This window comes from Microlunatus sp. M237, from assembly GCF_056896895.1.
Map to the genome: position 1 here is coordinate 501,938 of NZ_JBXHBL010000001.1, position 18,790 is coordinate 520,727.

The 18,790-nt window shown below is 69.7% G+C and carries 15 protein-coding genes; 10 read left to right on the forward strand and 5 right to left on the reverse strand.

Annotated elements, in window-relative coordinates; all coding sequences use genetic code 11:
• Positions 1 to 69: 69 nt before the first annotated feature.
• On the forward strand, positions 70 to 867 hold the full coding sequence (locus tag AC1XX3_RS02340; protein ID WP_483319464.1) for a hypothetical protein: 798 nt from the start codon (positions 70 to 72) through the stop codon (positions 865 to 867).
• A gap of 6 nt (positions 868 to 873) precedes the next feature.
• On the opposite strand, the gene AC1XX3_RS02345 is transcribed toward AC1XX3_RS02340, so the two are convergent.
• Entirely contained in the window at positions 874 to 1,740 is an 867-nt protein-coding gene (locus tag AC1XX3_RS02345; RefSeq protein ID WP_483319465.1) for an NAD-dependent protein deacetylase, read from the reverse strand.
• Positions 1,718 to 3,133, reverse strand: coding sequence for an NAD(P)H-quinone dehydrogenase (locus tag AC1XX3_RS02350; protein ID WP_483319466.1), 1,416 nt, complete (start codon positions 3,131 to 3,133; stop codon positions 1,718 to 1,720). Before AC1XX3_RS02350 ends, AC1XX3_RS02345 begins: the two co-directional genes overlap by 23 nt.
• A 41-nt stretch (positions 3,134 to 3,174) precedes the next feature.
• Here AC1XX3_RS02350 and AC1XX3_RS02355 point away from each other — a divergent pair, with 41 nt between their 5' ends.
• The 3 genes from AC1XX3_RS02355 to AC1XX3_RS02365 are packed head-to-tail and all read left to right on the forward strand — an operon-like array spanning position 3,175 to position 6,164.
• Positions 3,175 to 3,615 carry a gamma-glutamylcyclotransferase family protein gene (locus AC1XX3_RS02355; RefSeq protein ID WP_483319467.1) on the forward strand — a complete coding sequence of 147 codons (441 nt, stop codon included), beginning with the start codon at positions 3,175 to 3,177 and terminating at the stop codon, positions 3,613 to 3,615.
• 60 nt (positions 3,616 to 3,675) lie between these two features.
• Positions 3,676 to 4,494: a purine-nucleoside phosphorylase gene (locus AC1XX3_RS02360; RefSeq protein ID WP_483319468.1), complete on the forward strand. Its 819-nt coding sequence runs from the start codon at positions 3,676 to 3,678 to the stop codon at positions 4,492 to 4,494.
• A complete protein-coding gene (locus tag AC1XX3_RS02365; protein WP_483319469.1) occupies positions 4,494 to 6,164 on the forward strand; it encodes a phospho-sugar mutase in 1,671 nt (556 codons plus the stop codon). The genes AC1XX3_RS02360 and AC1XX3_RS02365 overlap by 1 nt, the downstream gene beginning before the upstream one ends.
• Positions 6,165 to 6,312: 148 nt before the next feature.
• Here the strand turns inward: AC1XX3_RS02365 and AC1XX3_RS02370 are convergent, their stop codons facing one another.
• Positions 6,313 to 7,746 (reverse strand): HNH endonuclease signature motif containing protein, encoded by a 1,434-nt coding sequence (locus AC1XX3_RS02370; RefSeq protein ID WP_483319470.1) that lies wholly within the window; start codon positions 7,744 to 7,746, stop codon positions 6,313 to 6,315.
• 127 nt (positions 7,747 to 7,873) lie between these two features.
• On the opposite strand from AC1XX3_RS02370, the gene AC1XX3_RS02375 reads away from it, so the two are divergent.
• Complete coding sequence (locus AC1XX3_RS02375; protein WP_483319471.1) at positions 7,874 to 8,683, forward strand: nucleotidyltransferase domain-containing protein; 810 nt, start codon at positions 7,874 to 7,876, stop codon at positions 8,681 to 8,683.
• 155 nt (positions 8,684 to 8,838) lie between these two features.
• On the opposite strand, the gene crtY is transcribed toward AC1XX3_RS02375, so the two are convergent.
• Positions 8,839 to 10,032 (reverse strand): lycopene beta-cyclase CrtY, encoded by a 1,194-nt coding sequence (gene crtY, locus AC1XX3_RS02380; protein WP_483319472.1) that lies wholly within the window; start codon positions 10,030 to 10,032, stop codon positions 8,839 to 8,841.
• Positions 10,033 to 10,206: 174 nt separating this feature from the next.
• Here crtY and lat point away from each other — a divergent pair, with 174 nt between their 5' ends.
• The 4 genes from lat to AC1XX3_RS02400 are packed head-to-tail and all read left to right on the forward strand — an operon-like array spanning position 10,207 to position 16,546.
• Positions 10,207 to 11,592 carry an L-lysine 6-transaminase gene (lat, locus tag AC1XX3_RS02385; RefSeq protein ID WP_483319473.1) on the forward strand — a complete coding sequence of 462 codons (1,386 nt, stop codon included), beginning with the start codon at positions 10,207 to 10,209 and terminating at the stop codon, positions 11,590 to 11,592.
• The gene (locus AC1XX3_RS02390; protein ID WP_483319474.1) at positions 11,589 to 13,136 is read left to right on the forward strand and encodes an aldehyde dehydrogenase family protein; all 1,548 of its coding nucleotides are present in this window, start codon (positions 11,589 to 11,591) and stop codon (positions 13,134 to 13,136) included. Before lat ends, AC1XX3_RS02390 begins: the two co-directional genes overlap by 4 nt.
• 16 nt (positions 13,137 to 13,152) lie before the next feature.
• Positions 13,153 to 15,315 carry a thiamine pyrophosphate-dependent enzyme gene (locus tag AC1XX3_RS02395; protein WP_483319475.1) on the forward strand — a complete coding sequence of 721 codons (2,163 nt, stop codon included), beginning with the start codon at positions 13,153 to 13,155 and terminating at the stop codon, positions 15,313 to 15,315.
• A 13-nt stretch (positions 15,316 to 15,328) separates the two neighbouring features.
• Complete coding sequence (locus AC1XX3_RS02400) at positions 15,329 to 16,546, forward strand: acyl-CoA dehydrogenase family protein (RefSeq protein WP_483319476.1); 1,218 nt, start codon at positions 15,329 to 15,331, stop codon at positions 16,544 to 16,546.
• 7 nt (positions 16,547 to 16,553) lie between these two features.
• On the opposite strand, the gene AC1XX3_RS02405 is transcribed toward AC1XX3_RS02400, so the two are convergent.
• Positions 16,554 to 17,690 carry a hypothetical protein gene (locus tag AC1XX3_RS02405; protein WP_483319477.1) on the reverse strand — a complete coding sequence of 379 codons (1,137 nt, stop codon included), beginning with the start codon at positions 17,688 to 17,690 and terminating at the stop codon, positions 16,554 to 16,556.
• Positions 17,691 to 17,751: 61 nt separating this feature from the next.
• On the opposite strand from AC1XX3_RS02405, the gene deoC reads away from it, so the two are divergent.
• Complete coding sequence (gene deoC, locus AC1XX3_RS02410) at positions 17,752 to 18,780, forward strand: deoxyribose-phosphate aldolase (protein WP_483319478.1); 1,029 nt, start codon at positions 17,752 to 17,754, stop codon at positions 18,778 to 18,780.
• Positions 18,781 to 18,790 lie beyond the last annotated feature (10 nt).

Below are 18,790 nucleotides of genomic sequence, written 5' to 3' on the forward strand. Positions count from 1 at the left end.
AACCAAAAAGCGCCTAAGAACTGACCGCTGCCCGGTCGATCCTTGCTAACGCGAGGCAGACTTCATCACATGGGTGAGTGGTTCGTACTTCTGTTGGTCCTGGCCGTCGTGGGTGGCGGCGCGATGCTGTACACCCGCCGTGCCACGCGTACGCGTGAGCTGGCGCAGCAGGCCGAGCTGGACAACCAGCTCTCGGTCTCCAAGCGCGCCGCGGACGAGGACGTCACCAAGTTCGGTGAGGAGCTGCAGCGCCTCGACTCCGACGTCGCGGGCCACTCGCTGGACGAGATGATGCAGCAGGACTACCAGCGGGCCCTGGATGCGTACGAGAACGCCAAGACGTCGCTCGACGCGGTCCGCAAACCCGACGAGATCAAGCACGTCACCGAGATCCTTGAGGACGGCCGCTATGCGGTGGCCTGTGTCAAGGCCCGGATCGCCAAGGCCCCGTTGCCGGCCAAGCGTCCGCCCTGCTTCTTCAACCCGGCCCACGGCCCGTCCTCCCAGGACGTGGATTGGGCCCCGGCCGGTGGCGTCGCCCGCGCCGTGCCCGCCTGCCCGGCCGACGCCGAGCGGGTCCTCGCCGGCGCCGACCCCTACATCCGCACTGTCCAGGTCGGCGCCCAGCGGGTGCCGTACTGGGAGGGTGGCCAGGCGTACGCACCCTGGGCCCAGGGCTACTACAGCCGCTGGCGCGGTAGTGACCTGATGACCGGTGCGCTGGTCGGTGGCTTCCTGTTCGGCGGCATGGGCAACATGTTCGGCGGCATCGGCGAAGGCGTCGGCGGGATGTTCGAGGGCCTCGGCGACGGCCTTGAGGGCATGGGCGAAGGCATCGGCGACATGTTCGGCGACCTCTTCGACTGAGGCTGGTCAGCCGAGCCGGTTCTCCACCACACCGCAGCGGCGTGCCAGCGCCGTCAGGGTCTCGGAGCAGCCCGCGTCGATCTTCTGGGTGGCGAACTCGTCACCCCGGGTCGCTCCGCGGTTGATGATCACCACTGGCAGCTGCTTCTTCCACTGGTGCCGGACGAACCGTAGCCCCGACATGACGGTCAGCGACGACCCCGCGACGACCAGCACGGCGGCCGAGTCGACCAGGTCATAGCAAGCCCTCACCCGCGGCCTGGGTACCGACTCGCCGAAGAACACCACGTCAGGCTTCAGCGGTCCGCCGCACACCTCGCAATCGGCCAGGACGAAGTCGTGGTAGTCGTCCACCACCGCATCGCCGTCGGGTCGCAGCTCGGCGTGCTCGAGCAGCGGGGCTGCCCCGATCTGGGGGTTCGCCGCAGCCAGCCGCTCCTGGACCCGGGCCCGCGAGCACCGCGTCCGGCAGTCCAGACAGACGACCACGGCGATGTCGCCGTGCAGGTTGATCACCGTTCGGCTGCCGGCGAGCTGGTGCAGACCGTCGACGTTCTGGGTGATGACGCCGTGCAGACTCTGGGTCTGCAATGCGGCCAGAGCCCGGTGTCCCGCGTTGGGTGCCGCGGTGCCGATCTGGCGCCAGCCGAGATAGGACCGCGCCCAGTAGCGCTGCTGCGCGGTGCGGGACCCCACGAACTCGCTGAACTGCATCGGGGTGGCTCTGATCGACGTCGGCCCGCGGTAGTCGGGTATGCCGCTGTCGGTGGAGAGCCCGGCCCCGGTCAGGGCGACCCAGCCGCGGTCGTTGATCAGGTCGGCGACGGCCCCGATCTGGTCGTCGACGACCTCAGGGTCGAACGAGCTGGTCAACGCTGTGCCCGTGCAGGCGTCGGGCCGCCTCGGCGATCGAGCCGGTCAGCGACGGGTAGACCGTGAACGACCCGGCCACCTGGTCGACTGTGAGACGCTCAGCGACCGCGATGGCCACCGCGTAGATGAGCTCGCTGGCCCGGGGTGACACGATCACGCCGCCGACCACGATGCCGGTCGCGGGCAGACAGAAGAGCTTGACGAAGCCGTCCCGGATCCCGCGCATCTTGGCCCGCGGGTTTCCCTTGAGCTGGAGCGTGACGCTGACGGCGCGGACCTCGCCGGAGTCCACCTGGTTCTGGGTGCAGCCCACCGTCGCGATCTCGGGCGCGGTGAAGATGTTGGACGACACCCGGCGCTGGTCGAGCGGTGCGACAGCGTCGCCGAGTGAGTGCCACATGGCGATCCGGCCTTGCATGGCGGCCACCGACGCCAGCATCAACACTCCGGTGCAGTCGCCGGAGGCGTACACCCCTCGCGCGGACGTGCGCGACACCCGGTCCACCTCGATGAACCCGCGGTCGTCCAGCTTGACGCCGGACTCGGCCAGGTTGAGGCCGGAGGTGTTCGGGATCGAGCCGAGGGCGAGCAGGCAGTGTGAGCCGGTGACGGTACGCCCGTCGGTCAGGGTGACCAGCACCTCGTCGCCGTTGCGGACCACCGACTGGGCGCGGGAGCGGGACATGACTGTCATCCCCCGCCGCTTGAACACGTCTTCCAGCACCTGGGCGGCGTCGGCGTCCTCGCCGGGCAGGACGCGGTCGCGCGAGGACACCAGCACCACCTCGGCGCCGATGGCGTCGTAGGCGCTGGCGAACTCCGCCCCGGTGACGCCGGACCCGACGACGATCAGTCGTTCCGGCAGCTCGTCGAGCTGGTAGACCTGCGTCCAGGTGAGGATGCGCTCACCGTCGGGGACGCAGTCGGGCAGGATCCGCGGGTGCGCACCGGTGCTGAGCAGGACCACGTCGGCGTCGAGTGTCTCCACGCCGGTCTCGGTTTCGACCACCACCCGCTCGGGCCCGTCCAGGCTGCCGCGACCCTTGATCACCCGGACGTTCTCGCGCTCCAGCTGGGCGCCGACGTCGACCGACTGGGCCTCGGCCAGTGCCAGCACCCGGGCGTTGACCGCCGCCAGGTCGATCTGCACGTTGGACTCCGCGGACCGCTCGTTGGAGGGACCGAACCGAAGCCCGAGCACCCCGGATCGCTTCACCTCGCTCATCACCTCAGCGGTGGCGATCAAGGTCTTCGACGGGACGCAGTCAGTCAACACAGCGGACCCGCCGAGCCCTCCGGACTGGATCAGGGTCACGTCGCCGCCGAGCTGGCTGCCCACCAGCGCTGCCTCGTACCCTCCGGGGCCACCACCGACGATCACTACGCGAGTCACACGCCTCATTCTTCCACGGGACGACCGGTACCCTCGCCTGTGTGCTCTATGCCGCGTACGGAAGCAACCTCGACCCTCAGCAGATGGCCGCGCGCTGTCCGCACTCTCCGCTGCGGGGCACCGGCTGGCTGACCGGCTGGCGCATCACCTTCGGCGGCGAAGGTTTCGACGGCGCTCTGCCGACCCTGGTCGAGGACCCCGACTCGCACGTCTTCGTCGCTCTCTACGACGTCACCGGTGCCGACGAGGCAGCCCTCGACACCTGGGAGAGCGCCGATACCGGGCTCTATTCCAAGGTTCGGGTGCGGGTGAAGACCCTGGACGGCGAGGAGTCCTGCTGGGTCTACGTCCTCAACGACTTCGAGGGTGGCCTGCCCAGCGCACGTACCCTCGGGCTGCTGGCCGACGCCGCCGAGGCCGCCGGCGCCCCGGACGACTATCTGGCCGAGCTGCGGTCGCGGAGCTGTAACAGCGGCTGGTGAGGCCTGGCGCCGGCGCCCGACGACAGCGCCCGCCGCAGGTGGGGCGCTTATAGTGCCGGTGTGACCACACCTGTCGACGTGCCCACCTCCCCCTACGCGCTTGCGGGCGACGCCGGAGCCGCTCTGCTCCAGCGATTCGACGTCCCGAGCGTCGATGTGGCGTTCGTGCTCGGATCCGGCTGGTCCGCGGCCAGCGACGCCCTCGGCGAGCTGATCGGCGAGTGCCAGCTGGCTGAGCTGCCGGGATTCTCGGCTCCGGTGGTCGTCGGTCACGGTGGCGCCCTACGGCTGGTCCGTACGCCGAACGACAAGATCGCCGCCATCTTCACCGGCCGGACCCACTTCTATGAGGGTCGCGGGGTCGCCGCTGTGGTGCATGGGGTCCGAACGGCGGCGGCCGCCGGGGCTCGCACCCTGGTGCTGACCAACGGCTGCGGCGGGCTGAACCCCGCGTGGGGACCGGGCACGCCGGTGCTGATCCGCGACCACATCAACTTGACCGGAGTCAGCCCGCTGGTCGGGGCGACCTTCGTCGACCTCACCGATGCGTACGCCGGCCGGTTGCGGGACCTGGCCCGAACGGTCTCGCCGGACCTGCCCGAGGGCGTCTACGTCCAGTTCCACGGACCGAACTACGAAACGCCGGCCGAGGTGCGGATGGCCGGCGTGCTGGGTGGCGACCTGGTCGGCATGTCGACCACGCTGGAGACGATCGCGGCACGCGAGGCGGGGATGGAGGTGCTCGGCATCTCGCTGGTCACCAACCTGGCCGCCGGCATCTCCCCCGAGCCGTTGTCGCACACGGAGGTGATCGAGGCGGGAACGGCGGCGGCACCCCGCCTGATCGCCCTGATGAGTGGCCTGGCCGGTGTGCTGTGATGCCGCAGTCGGGCCCGCGGCTGTCCACGGAGCTGCACGCCCAGGTGGCGGCGTGGCGTGAGCAGGATCCCGACCCTGCGACCACCCAGCAGCTGGTCGAGCTGACCAGTCGGGCCGAGGCCGGGGACGACGAGGCCGCCGCCGAGGTGATCGACTGCTTCGCCGGGCGGCTCGCGTTCGGCACCGCTGGGCTGCGTGGCGCGCTCGGTCCGGGTCCGAACCGGATGAACCGGGTCGTGGTCGGCCAGGCGGCCGCGGGACTCGCCACCTATCTGAGCGACGAAGGTCTCACCGGTGGACGGGTGGTGATCGGCTATGACGCTCGACACCTGTCCGACGTCTTCGCCCGCGATACCGCGGAGATCCTGGCGGCGGCGGGGTTCCAGGCGCTGCTCACCGCTGCCCCGGTCCCGACCCCGGTGGTGGCCTTCGGGATCGGCCATCTCGACTGCGTGGCGGGCGTCGTGGTGACGGCGTCGCACAACCCACCGCAGGACAACGGCTACAAGGTCTATCTCGGCGACGGGTCCCAGATCGTCCCGCCGGCCGACGTCGAGATCGCTGCGCGGATCGACGCGGTGGCCGCCTCGTCGCTGTCGGAGGTACCGCGCTCGCAGGACTACCGCCTGCTGGGCGGCGAGCTGGTCGAGGGCTATCTCGACCGGATCGCCTCGCTGGTCGGGCCCTCCGACCCGCGGGAGCTGTCCTGGGTCTACACGCCCCTGCACGGCGTCGGCGCAGCGGTGGTGGCCGCGGCGATCGAGCGGACCGGCTTCGCTGCTCCCAGCATCGTGGCCGCGCAGGCCGAGCCCGACCCCGACTTCCCCACCGTCGCGTTCCCGAACCCCGAAGAACCGGGCGCCATCGACCTCGCCCTGGCCCAGGCCGAGGAGCTCGGTGCCGATCTGGTCATCGCCAACGACCCCGACGCCGACCGGTGCGCTGTGGCGGCGCCGATCGGCGGCCGGTGGCGGATGCTGACCGGCGATGAGCTGGGTGCCCTGCTCGGTGACGACGCGCTGCGCCGGGGGGTGGCCGGGACGTACGCCTGCTCCATCGTCTCCAGCTCCTTGCTGAGCGCCATGGCGAAGGCACACGGTCAGCCCTTCACGGCGACGCTGACCGGCTTCAAGTGGATCGGCCGGGTGCCCGGTCTGGCGTTCGGCTATGAGGAGGCCATTGGCTACTGCTGCGACCCCGCGGCAGTTCCCGACAAGGACGGGATCTCTGCCCTGGTGCGGATTCTCGTGCTCGCCGCGGCGCTGAAGGCGGACGGGAAGACGGTCGCCGACCGGTTGGACGCCATCGCCCGCCGCTACGGCGTGCACGCCACCGACCAGCTGTCCGTACGGGTGCAGGATCTGACGCTCATCGCCGACGCCATGCGGCGCCTGCGGTACCAGCCTCCCGCCACCTTGCTGGGACAGGCCGTGACAGTCACGGACCTCGCCGACGGTACGCCGGAGCTGCCGCCGACCGACGGGGTGTTGTTGCGCTCCTCGGCGATCAAGGTCGTCGTCCGCCCATCGGGTACCGAGCCGAAGCTGAAGTGCTATCTCGAAGCCCGGATCCCGGTCGACCAGAGCCAGGACCTGCTGGCCGCGCGGGCCGCCGCCGGAGCGATGCTCGATCAGCTGCTGGCCGAGATGAGCGACATCCTCGGAGTCTGACCAGACTTCGGGGCCGTCAACTGATGACGGCACCCCACGGTCAGGTACGCCCGCGGTTGCCGGACGCCGACGATCGCGATCCAGCCCTGGTCGATAGGTCCGGTGACTGAGCGACATCAAGATCGTTGGCGCACAAGGCGCGCGGCGCTCAGGCATCGACCAGCATCTGCACGGCTGTCGCGGCCGCGGCCCGCTCACTCCCCCGCGGCCGGTGTTGTCGTTCGATCGTCCGGTTGAGGTGTCGTCGTCGGATGCGGTTGTTGATCATGGGGATCTGGCTGGGGTCGGCCCACCGGGGAGGGGTCCACGCTGGTAGCCCGTCAGGGTTGAGGGTGCAGGTCCAGCCACGTTGTTCGAAGTGGGTGTGGTGGTAGCGACACAACAACGTCAGGTTAGCCACATCGGTGGGGCCGCCGTCGATCCAGGGGATGAGGTGGTGCCGGTCGCACCATTCCGGTGGGTGGTCGCAGCCGGGAAAGGAGCAGCCACCGTCGCGGGCGATCAATGCATACGTCTGGGTGCGGGTGGCGATCCGCCGAGTTCGACCCAGGGTGAGTGGTTCACCGGTGGCGCTCAGCAGGGTGGGGATGATCTCTGCTTCCCCGGCCAACGTGAGGAGTTGGGTCGGGGTGAGCAGGGTGTTGGTGCTGGTTTCCGCGTGGCCGGTGCGGTGCAGCAGGTCGTCGGCGCTGATGGTGACGATCACCGTGGCCGGGGTGCCGCCGGTGTCGGGCAGCCCACCGGCGCGTAGGGCTCGGCCGGTGAGGTCGGCCAAAGCGTCATGCAGCCGCTGCCCATGCGTCCGCGCATCCACCGTCGGGTTCGCCGCCCCAGTGCCATCCACTCGTGGTTTGGCCAGCGGTGACAGCACAGCCCACAACGCCGCCCCTGTGTCGCCAGTCAACCGGCCCTCCAGCACCCAGCTGCCATCCCTGCCGGCGACGAGGCGCAGATGCCGCCGGTCTTGCTGGAGTTGCTCGTTGGGCACTGATCCGTCGGGGTCGTAGGCCTCGACCAGCTTCGTCGCGATCAGCCGCAGATCACGTGGGGCGAACGTACGGGCGTACCCGGTCAGCTCCGCCTCAGCCTCCACCACCACCGACGGGTCGTAGGCGGGATGGTCGAGCTGCTCCAACGCTCGCTCGATGATGTCAACCTGCTCGGCACTGACTTCACCCCCATCCTGGGCGGCGGCCAGGACCGGATGCGCCGGTTCGATCTCCATCCCCTGCATGGTCCGGTGAGCGCCCAACGTCCGGGCGGCCCGGACCCGCCGTCCCGCCTCACCATCGGACACCCGCAACAGCTGCACCAGCAGTGCTTTGGTGGTGCGGGCATTCAGCTGATCGGCGACCTGCCGCTCGTCCAGATCCGACACCAGCCGGTGATCCACCACCGACATCCGGTTCCGGACCCGTTCCAGGTCGACGGCGAACCGCAGCAGGTCCGGATCATCCAACTGATCCAACCCACCCGAGCCCAGCGCAGCGATCAGCCGGTCCAGCGCTCCCGACAGCTCCGTCAGGGCATGCACCGCGGGAGTCGTGTCCGACTCGTTGTCCGATCCCCCGATCGCAGCCATACCTCATATTATTCGAACACCTGTTCGATAACAATACCTCCGGCGCACTTCTTCAGAGAAATCTTGCGCTGCCGAGCTACGGCCGCGACGACCACCTGGTGCCTCGAGGCGGCATAGGCTCTGGGATGTGCTCGACGACGACCGCCTGCAGGCGATGGCTGGTGACTTGTGCGGCGTGAGGGGCGTACGTGCCGTGGCTCTCGGCGGGAGCCGTGCCCGCGGCACGCATCGCCCGGACTCAGACTTCGACCTCGGTATCTACTACGAGGAGGACCTCGATCGTGACGCGCTAGAGGATCTCGCCGCTCGATGGGCTGGCGAACCCGTGCCGGTCACGTCGCCCGGCGGCTGGGGACCGTGGGTCGACGGCGGTGCGTGGCTCACCCTCGATGGGACTGCGGTGGACTGGATCTTCCGCGACCGCCGCCGGGTCGCCGAGCAATGCCAACGAGCGCGCCGCGGAGAGTTCAGCTTCCACCCGCAACCCGGCCACCCGCTGGGGTTCCTGGACATCTCCTACGCGGGTGAGGTCGCTACCTGTGTCCGGCTCCGCGACGACGACGCGATTCTCGCCGAGCTCGCTGAACAGGTATCGCCTTACCCCGAGGCGTTGCGGATCGCCCTGCTCCAAAACATGTGGCAGGTGGACTTTCTGCTCGATGGAGCAAAGAAGGGCGCCAACGCCCCGGACGTTGCCTACGTCACGCTCTGCCTGGTGACCGCGGCCATGATCACGGCGCACGGCTGGCATGCTCTCGCCGGCCACTGGGTCACCAACGAGAAGGCGCTCGTACCAGGCGTCGATCGGCTGCCCGTCGACACTGGCGGTTTCAGCGACGTGGTCGCCTCCATCCTCGGCACCGTCGGATCGACGCCCAATGAGCTCCACCATGCGATCACCGCGATGCGCCACGCACCCCGCCCGAACCTGCCCTAGTCACGATCCACCCGAACCCTCCCGCAACCACCTCTCGATCCGAGACGCGTTCGTCGGGCCGAGACCCAGATCCAGCCGGGCAGAACACCAAGGGATGAAGTCCTAGATCGTCATCGTGCCCGAAACCACCGCCGACGGCATCAGCGCCACACACCTCAGCTCGGGCGCCGCAGCGCCTGGTGCAGCACAGCGCGCACAGCGCGACTCACCGGCACCGGCGGCTTGCCCGACAGCACCCGAAGCTGATCGCGCTTGGTCGAGCGCGCCGCATAGAACCGGTGCACCAGATCGTCGTCCAGCCGATAGAAGTGCTGCAGCACCTGATATCGATCCTCCGGCGTCGCCGCCTGGAACATCATGGTGTTCAGCAGGCGATAGTAGCGACGCCCGGCCCAGGTCCGCTCAGCATGATCGCGGGTCAGTCGCAGCAGGTTCGGGTGATCAAGATCAACTTCATTCGCGATCATCGTCGCCAGTCGCACCGAGTCCGGAAAGGAATAGCCAGTCGTCGGATGGAACAGTCCGGCTCGCATCCCGGCCTTGGCCAGACTCTCCCCCGTGGATCTCCAGTATGCTTGGAAATCACCATCGATCACCACCGGGAGAACACCGCTCTCGCTGCGCTCCACCTCGATCACGTCCCACCCGCGGCCTTGGGCGTACGCCGCGATCCGGATCATCAGTGACGCATGGTCCAGCTCGGCTCCATCGCTGTAGTAGGTGTCCTCGACGAAGATCTCCTCGGGCCCCATCGGCAGCAGGTAGACGAACCGATACCCGTCATGCTGCTCGACCGTTGCATCCATCACCATCGGCCGGACGACGCCGTGCGGCTTCCGGGTGCGTAACAACTGCCCGACGAACTTCTGATAGCCGAGCTCAAGGGTGGCGACGTCTCCCGGCCCGCGAGCGTCGAGAACCGCCCGGGTCTGCAGACGTCGCCCGTCTGCCAGGGTCACCAACGAGGGCGTGGCCTCGTCCACCCGGCCGGTGATGAACGCGTCAGCCGGCAGCCGCTCGTGCAGCACCGACTCCAGCCGCTCGGAGGTCACCGTGCGATACGACGCTCGGAGCTCGCGGCGTACCCGGGGGAAGGCGACGTCGTAGGTGTCCCACCGATTGGTGATCAGCGGCTCAACCAGCCAGTCGTCATCGACGGCGACGTCGGCACGGAAGTGGGACCAGATGTGGTTGCCGCCGATCCGGTCCTGCTCGACCACCGCGACACGGAGGTCGGGCCGGCGCTCGGCCAGCGCCAGCGCGATCAGGCCACCGGCCAGACCGCCGCCGAGAACGACCAGATCGTACGTCGTCGGGCTCGGCTCGGGCTGTGGCGACGGGTCGGGCATGCACCAACGGTAGCCACCCGGGTCCGCGAGCCGCCCGACCGCCATCACCGCCACCCCGCCCATCGTCCGTCTGGCATAGATTTCGTCGCATTAGATCTGATTCGCCGTAAGTTCTATTGCGTATTCTCTCGGAAGCGAGATATCGTCCGGTCACGTCACAGAGAGGAGATCGCCGTGGCCGAACACATCCAGGTCCATCCGTCCGAGGTGCACGAGGTGCTGGCTCGGTCCGTACTCACTGACGGGTTCAAGCTCGTCGTCGACCTCAAGCGCAGCCAGGGCAGCAGACTGGTCGACGCCCGCACCGGGCAGCGCTATCTCGACCTCTACACGTTCTTCGCCTCCGCCCCGCTGGGTTGCAACCCGCCGGGGCTGGTCGACGACCCGACGTTCATGGCCGAGCTGGGCCAGGCCGCGGCCAACAAGCCGGCCAACCCCGACATGTACTCCACCGTCTACGCGGAGTTCGTGGCGACGTTCGTCCGGGTGCTCGGCGACCCCGCGCTTCCCCACCTGTTCTTCGTCGAAGGCGGTGCCCTGGCCGTGGAGAACGCCCTCAAGGTGGCCTTCGACTGGAAGAGCCGGCACAACGAAGCGGCCGGCCGGGACCGCCGTCTGGGGACCAAGATCGTCCACCTGACCCGCGCCTTCCACGGCCGCAGCGGCTACACGTTGTCGCTCACCAACACCGAGCCCGGCAAGACCGACCGGTTCCCCCAGTTCGGATGGCCCCGGATCGACGTACCCGCCGTCGTGCACCCGCTGGCCGACCATCTCGACGAGGTGGTCGCCGCGGAGGAGCAGGCCCTGGCGCAGCTCCGTCAGGCCTTCGCCGACCACCCGCATGACATCGCCGCCTTTCTCGCCGAGCCGATCCAGGGCGAGGGCGGCGACAACCACATCCGGGCTGAGTTCTTCGCCGCGGCCCGCGACATCGTCCATGCGCACGACGCGCTCGTCATCTTCGATGAGGTCCAGACGGGCGCGGGCACCACGGGGTCAGCCTGGGCCTACCAGCAGCTCGGCGTCATCCCCGACATCGTCGCGTTCGCCAAGAAGGTGCAGGTCGGCGGTGTGATGGCCGGTGGCCGGGTGGACGAGGTCCGCGACAACGTCTTCGCGGTCTCCGGGCGGATCAACTCCACCTGGGGCGGTGGCCTGGCCGACATGGTCCGCTCCCGGCGTCTGCTCGAGATCATCGAGGCCGAGGGACTGATCGAGCAGGCCGCAGCCAAGGGCGAGCACTTCCTCGCCAGGCTGCGGAGGATCGCCGCCGCCACGGCGGGTGACGGCGCCGACCTGATCCAGAACATCCGCGGACGTGGTCTGATGGTCGCGATCGATCTGCCCAGTGCCGACTTCCGCGCCGCGGTGCTGGCCGACCTGCGCGAGCAGGAGCACGTCCTCGCTCTCGGCTGCGGTGCACGGGCCCTCCGGTTCCGTCCCGCCCTGTCGGTGAGCAAGGATGAGATCGACGAAGGTGTAGCCGCCGTCGGCCGCTCCGTCGCCCGCGTCCACGCCAGCCTCGCCACCCCGACCATCCAGGAGCACCGCCCGTGAGCACCACCGTCACGTCCATCGTCAACGGATCAGCCATTCCCGGCGTCCGGACGGTGACCAGCACCAACCCGTCGCGGCTGGCCGAGCCCGTCGGCGAGGTGTCCTTCGCCGACGCCGGGACCTTCGTGCACGCCGCCGAGTCGGCCGCCAAGGCTCAGGCGGCGTGGGCGGCCGTGCCCGCACCGGTACGCGGCCGGGCCATCGCCCACATCGGCCGGCTGGTCGAGGACAACGCCGAGGCGCTGGCCCGGCTGGTCACCGCCGAGATCGGCAAGCCCTACGCCGAGGCGCTCGGCGAGGTGCGCGAGATCGTCGACACCTGCGACTTCTTCCTGGGTGAGGGCCGCCGGCTCTACGGCCAGACGGTGCCGAGCGAGATGCCGGACAAGCAGCTGTTCACCTTCCGCAAGCCCGTCGGCACGGTCGCGGTGATCACGGCCGGCAACTTCCCCGTCGCCGTCCCGTCGTGGTACATCGTGCCCGCGCTGCTGGCCGGCAACACCGTCGTCTGGAAACCTGCCGAGTACTCCGCAGTGGTGTCCGCGGCGTTCCACGAGCTCTTCGTCCGGGGCGGCGGCCTGCCGGACGGGGTCTTCAACATCGTCCACGCCGACGGTGCAGCCACCTTCGCCGGCCTGGAGCAGGCGCTGGAGTCGGGGTTCGTGGACAAGGTCGGGTTCACCGGCTCCTCCCCCGTGGGCCGTGACATCGGGGCACTGACCGGGCGCCATCTGCAGACCGCGTGCCTGGAGCTCGGCGGCAAGAACCCGCTGGTCATCACCCCCAGCGCCGACCTGGACCTGGCCGTCGAGGGTGCCCTGTTCTCCGGCTTCGGCACCGGCGGTCAGCGGTGTACGTCGCTGGGCACCGTGATCGTGCACGAGTCGCTGCACGACGAGTTCGTCGCCCGGTTCACCCGTGCCGTGGCCGCGGCCCCGGTCGGGGACCCTCAGGAGGCGGTGCTGATGGGGCCGATGCTGGACCAGAAGTTCGCCGACCGCTACGAGGACTACCTCGGCTGGATCCAGCCGCACCACACCGTGCTCACCGCCCGTGGCCGGATCACCGCCGACAACCCGCGCGCTGGCTTCGTCGGCGACCCGGCAGCGGGACTCTTCTATCACCCGGTGGTGGTGGACGGCGTACGCCGCGATGACGACCTGTTTCGCGAAGAGACCTTCGGACCCATCGTCGGCATCACCACCTACACCGATCTGGCCTCAGCCATCGACCTGGCCAACGCGCCCGGCTACGGGCTGTCGTCAGCCATCTACACCACCGTCGCCAAGGACGCCTTCACCTTCCGCGACCAGATCGGGGCCGGCATGGTGTCGATCAACAACTCCACCTCCGGCGCGGAGGCCCATCTCCCCTTCGGCGGCAACGGCAAGTCCGGCAACGGTTCGCGCCAGTCCGGCATCTGGGTGCTGGACCAGTTCACCCGCTGGCAGTCGGTCAACTGGGACTACTCCGGCCGACTGCAGAAGGCGCAGATGGACACCGCCGAGCTGACCCCGGACACCACCTACCGGCTGCCGGCCTGACCCGACCGGCCTCAGTGTGCATCCCCTCGACGCCAGCTTCCGCGCCGCTGTCCAGGCGGCGGAACCGGCGCGTCCGGCTGCGGACCTGAGGCCGGCCGGACCGGCGCTGGACTGGTGGCAGGTCTTCGCTGCCCAGGCCGCGAGCCGGCACCTCGACCTCGCGGCCCGTGCGTTGCAGGCCCGCGGGCTGGGGTACTACACGATCGGGTCCTCCGGTCACGAGTCCAACGGCCTGGTCGCCTTGGCACTGCGGCCGGACGACCCCGCGCTGCTGCACTACCGCTCCGGTGCGTTCTACGCCGCCCGCGCGAGCCAGGTGGCGGGCAGCAGCCCGATCCGCGACGTGCTGCAGGGTCTGATGGGACTGGCCGACGAGCCCATCGCCGGCGGCCGGCACAAGGTCTTCGGCCACCCCCAGCTGTCGGTGATCCCGCAGACCTCCACCATCGCCTCGCACCTCCCCCGAGCCGTCGGGCTGGGATTGGCGCTGGCCCGGTCACGCCGGCTCAACGTGGCGGGGCGATGGCCTCGCGATGCCGTGGTGGTCTGCTCGTTCGGCGACGCCTCGGCCAACCACTCCACCGCCGCCGGTGCGGTGAACGCCGCTCTGGCCAGTGCCTTCCGTGGCTTGGCCGTGCCGGTCCTCTTCGTCTGCGAGGACAACGGGTACGGCATCTCGGTGCCGACCCCGCCCGGTTGGATCGAGGCGGCGTACGGCTCCCGGCCCGGTCTGACCTACACCAGCGCCGACGGGGCCGACCCGGCGCGGGCCTGGGCCGCGATCAGCCACGCGGTGGACACCGTGCGGACCACCCGACGCCCCGGTTTCCTGCACCTGCAGACCGTTCGCTTCCTCGCCCATGCCGGCAGCGACGCCGAGATCGCCTACCGCAAGGCCGCCGAGCTCGAGGCCGATCTGACCCGCGATCCGTTGCTGGCCACCGCCCGGTTGCTGCTGGCCGCGGGCGCGAGCTCGGTCGACGTGCTTGGCCGCTACGACGACATCGCGGCCGAGGTGGCGGAGCAGGCCGAGGAACTCATCGGCGGTCGCCGGCTGGAGTCGGCCGCCGAGGTGGCGGCCCCGCTGTCGCCGCGGCACCCCGATCAGGTCGCCGACCACGTCAGCAGACTGGCCGGCACCGCAGCACCGATCCGCATGCCGCCACCGGCGACCACCTTGGCCGGGTCGATCAACACCACCCTGGCCGAGCTGATGGCCGCCGACCCCCGGGTGCTGGTGTTCGGCGAGGACGTCGGCGTCAAGGGCGGCGTCTACGGCGTCACCCGTGGGCTGCAGCGACGCTACGGCGGCGCCCGCGTCTTCGACACCATCCTCGACGAGCAGTCGATCCTGGGCCTGGGACTCGGCACCGCCCTGCAAGGGCTGCTGCCCATCCCGGAGATCCAGTACCTGGCCTACCTGCACAACGCCGAGGACCAGATCCGCGGCGAGGCGGCGTCGTTGGCGTTCTTCTCCGGTGGCGCGTACACCAACCCGATGGTGGTGCGGGTGCCCGGACTGGCATATCAGAAGGGCTTCGGCGGGCACTTCCACAACGACAACGCCGTCGGCGTCCTTCGTGACATCCCAGGGCTAGTGATCGCCTGCCCGAGCCGGGGCGACGACGCGGCCGCGATGCTGCGCAGCTGTGTCGCGGCGGCGGCGGTCGACGCCACGGTGTCGGTGTTCTTGGAACCCATCGCGCTCTATCACGTCCGCGACCTGCACGAACCGGGGGACGACGGCTGGCTGAGTGTCGACCGCGGCGAGCATGTGCCGCTCGGACGCGCGCGCCACTACGGTCCGACCGACGCCGACCTGTGCCTGGTCACCTTCGGCAACGGCGTACCGATGAGCCTGCGGGTGGCCCGGCGGCTGGCGGAGGCCGGGGTACGGACCTCGGTGCTGGACCTGCGCTGGCTGGCGCCGCTGCCGGTGGCCGACCTGATGCAGGCCGCCCGGGCCGCGGGCCGGGTGCTGGTGGTCGATGAGACCCGGCACAGCGGCGGCGTCGGCGAGGCGGTGCTGGCCGCGCTGGTCGACGGCGGCTTCACCGGCCCCCTGGCCCGGGTCGCCGGTGTGGACAGCTTCATCCCGCTGGGCATGGCGGCGCAGCACGTGCTGCTGGGCGAGGACGAGATCGAGAAGGCAGCCACAGCTGTGGCTGGACGACCATGACGGGAAGCACACGATGACCACCACACCCCCTCCGAGCGCCACCCCCACGTCAAGATCGGGCACCGCGCCGCTGGCCCTGCTCGGCGTCGACCACCTGCTGACCGAGGACGAACGCGACATCCAGGCCGCAGTGCGCGACTTCGTGGACGGGCGGGTCCGGCCCTCGATCGCCTCCTGGTACGAGGATGGCGAGATCGACCTGTCGCTGGTCAAGGAAGCCGGTTCGCTGGGGCTGCTGGGCATGCATCTTGAGGGCTACGGCTGCGCCGGCACCAATGCGGTGTCCTACGGGCTGGCCTGCCTGGAGCTGGAGGCCGGGGACTCCGGCGTCCGCAGCCTGGTGTCGGTGCAGGGTTCGCTGGCCATGTTCGCGATCTGGAAGTTCGGCAGCGAGGAGCAGAAGCAGGCCTGGTTGCCCCGGATGGCCTCGGGCGAAGCCATCGGCTGCTTCGGCCTGACCGAGGCCGACTTCGGGTCCAACCCGGCCGGGATGCGAACCCGGGCCCGGCGTGACGGCAGCGACTGGGTGCTCGACGGCACCAAGATGTGGATCACCAACGGCTCGGTGGCCGATGTCGCGGTGGTCTGGGCGCAGACCGACGAATCCACCACCGGCAAGGGAATCCGCGGCTTCGTGGTGCCCACGACCACGCCGGGGTTCGCCGCTCCCAAGATCAGCCAGAAGCTGTCGCTGCGGGCCTCGGTCACCTCCGAGCTGGTGCTTGACGGGGTACGGCTACCCGCAGATGCCGTGCTGCCCGAGGTCACCGGACTTCGCGGACCCCTGTCCTGCTTGAACGAAGCCCGGTTCGGGATCGTCTTCGGTGCGCTCGGCGCGGCCCGCGACTGCCTGGAGACCGCGCTGGACTACGCCGACAGCCGCGAGGTCTTCGGCCGACCGCTGTCGTCCTTCCAGCTGACCCAGGCCAAGCTGGCCGACATGACACTCGAGCTGCAGAAGGGGTTTCTGCTGGCCCTGCACCTCGGCCGACTCAAAGATGATCATCGCCTCGAGCCGCGTCAGGTGAGCCTCGGCAAGCTCAACAACGTCCGTGAGTCACTGGCCATCGCTCGCGAGTGCCGCACGATCCTCGGCGCCAACGGCATCACCGGTGAGTACCCGGTGATGCGGCACGCCAACAACCTCGAGTCGGTGCTGACGTACGAGGGAACCTCCGAGGTGCACCAGCTGGTGATCGGCCAGGCGCTGACGGGTATCTCCGCCTTCTAGCGCGCCGTCACCGGGTGGCGTCGTAGAGATCGCCGAACATCTTCTCGACAGGCTCGCGGTTGCCGTCGTCAGCCTGCATCCACGCCATCAGGTGGTGGTCGGGCTTGCCGTCGTCGTTGGTGTCGAAGGTCCGCGACAGCCAGTATCGATGCGGCAGCGGACCCGAGGCGTCGTGCCGCTCCAGCACCCGCGTCCCGGGCTCCACCTGCTCGGCCTTGGCGAACAGCCCCGCGGCGTACTTTTCCAACAGGGTCTTGACCTCGGCGTCGCCGCAGGCGCCGCAGGGGTCCTGGATGAGGACGCCACCGGACCGGTCATCGCCTTGGACATCCTCGTCGATGCAGACCCAGCGCACGGCCCCACCGCGGCTGCTGCGCATGCAGCCGAAGTCGCCGGGGGCGTCGAAGACGAAGGCGAAGTCGCCGAGCTCCATCCGGTAGACGTCGGCGCCCTTCTCCCAGGTGCGCGCCAGCATCGGCACCTCCGGCGGTCGACCGCCACGGACCGGCGATGACGTGGTGCTCGGGCGTGGTTGGGGTGCCGTGGTGGTGGTCGGACCGCTCGGCGTGGAGCTGGGCGTACGCGGGGTGGCCGTACTCGACGGGTCGGCGGATCTGGACGGGGTGGCGGGACCGGACGGGGTGGCGGGGCCTTGGCTCGGGCTCGCTGCGGTGACGCGAGGGACGGGAGGGACGGGAGCGGGCGCCGTTCGCGCCGTCGAATCCGGATCCTGGACCAGGACCACCACCAGCATCAGGCAGGCGATCGCGACCAGGGTGGCCAAGACCTTGATCACCGGCGACCCGCTCGCCGGTTGCACCGCAGCGGCGACGGGGGGCGGGAACGACGGTGCCGGCGGCAGTGGCGGTGGTCCGTAGCCGAGCAGGAACTGCTGGACGTCCTTGCGGTCCGCCGGAACGGCCGCCCAGCGCGGCTCGCCCTGATAGAGGCTGGCGTTGCTGACCGCACCGGGCAGGATCAGCACCGAGTTCACCCGAGTGGCGAAGTCCGCGTTGTCCGGCGCGGCCACGACCAGCACGCACGGGTCGCCATTGCGGGCGATGGCGTGGTGCAGACTCCCGCCCGGCCCCTCGGAGATCGTGCGCCGAATCCGGTACGGACCGATGGTCTTCGCGTCGCTCACGGCGGTATTTCAGCATGCTGAGGGTTCGGAGCGCATTCGAGACCTGTGAGAGCATCGGGACATGAGTGCTGTCAGCCCGACGGAGCGTGCGTCCAACACCCCGGGTGCCGACCGCAACGGCGTCGGGAGCGAGGCGGGACCGGGCGATCGCCTGCCCAGCGCCCTGTCCGACGCGGTCCGGGACGAGGCTTCGCTACGGCGTTTCCTGCTCGGTCTGCCCGGCGTGGACCCGGTCGGGGTGGAGCAGCGCGCGGCCCTGCTCGCCACGCGCTCGATCAAGAAGGCCTCCAAGCTCACCGCCATCGACCTGGCCATCTCCATGGTCGACCTGACCACGCTCGAGGGTGCGGACACCCCGGGGAAGGTCCGCAACCTGGCCCGCAAGGCGCTGCTGCCCGATCCCGACCAGCCGGACACCCCGCGGCCGGCCGCCATCTGCGTCTATCCCGACCTCGCCGCCACCGCCGCGGCGGAGCTCGCCGGGTCCGGGGTGAAGGTGGCCGCCGTCGCCACTGCGTTCCCCGCCGGGCGTACCAGCCTGCAGGTCAAGCTCGCCGACACCGCCCTGGCCGTCGCCGCCGGCGCCGACGAGATCGACATGGTCATCGACCGTGGTGCGTTCCTGTCCGGTCGCTACGGAGTCGTCTTCGAGCAGATCCAGGCCGTCAAGGCCGCGTGCGGGTCGGCCCGCCTCAAGGTCATCTTGGAGACCGGGGAGCTGGCCACCTACGACAACGTCCGCCGTGCCTCCTGGCTCGCCCTGCTGGCGGGTGGGGACTTCATCAAGACCTCCACCGGCAAGGTGAGCCCGGCGGCCACGCTGCCGGTCACCCACGTGATGCTGCAGGCGGTGAAGGACTGGAAGACGCTGACCGGTCAGCAGCGCTCGGTCAAGCCGGCCGGTGGGATCCGCACCACCAAGGACGCCATCAAATATCTGGTCGCTGTCAACGAGGTCGCCGGGCCCGCCTGGCTCGACCCGCACTACTTCAGGTTCGGTGCCTCATCGGTGCTGAACGACCTGATCATGCAACGACGTACCCAGCGCGAAGGCCACTACTGGGGCCCCGACTACGTCACCGTCGACTGAGGAAGTTGAT

What these genes read in the sequence shown, in the direction of transcription:
- AC1XX3_RS02340 (WP_483319464.1), top strand. Translation starts at nt 70, where the DNA reads ATGGGTGAGTGGTTCGTACTTCTGTTGGTCCTGGCCGTCGTGGGTGGC.
- AC1XX3_RS02365 (WP_483319469.1), top strand. Translation starts at nt 4,494, where the DNA reads ATGCCGCAGTCGGGCCCGCGGCTGTCCACGGAGCTGCACGCCCAGGTG.
- AC1XX3_RS02370 (WP_483319470.1), bottom strand. Translation starts at nt 7,746, where the DNA reads ATGGCTGCGATCGGGGGATCGGACAACGAGTCGGACACGACTCCCGCG.
- AC1XX3_RS02400 (WP_483319476.1), top strand. Translation starts at nt 15,329, where the DNA reads ATGACCACCACACCCCCTCCGAGCGCCACCCCCACGTCAAGATCGGGC.
- crtY (WP_483319472.1), bottom strand. Translation starts at nt 10,032, where the DNA reads ATGCCCGACCCGTCGCCACAGCCCGAGCCGAGCCCGACGACGTACGAT.
- deoC (WP_483319478.1), top strand. Translation starts at nt 17,752, where the DNA reads ATGAGTGCTGTCAGCCCGACGGAGCGTGCGTCCAACACCCCGGGTGCC.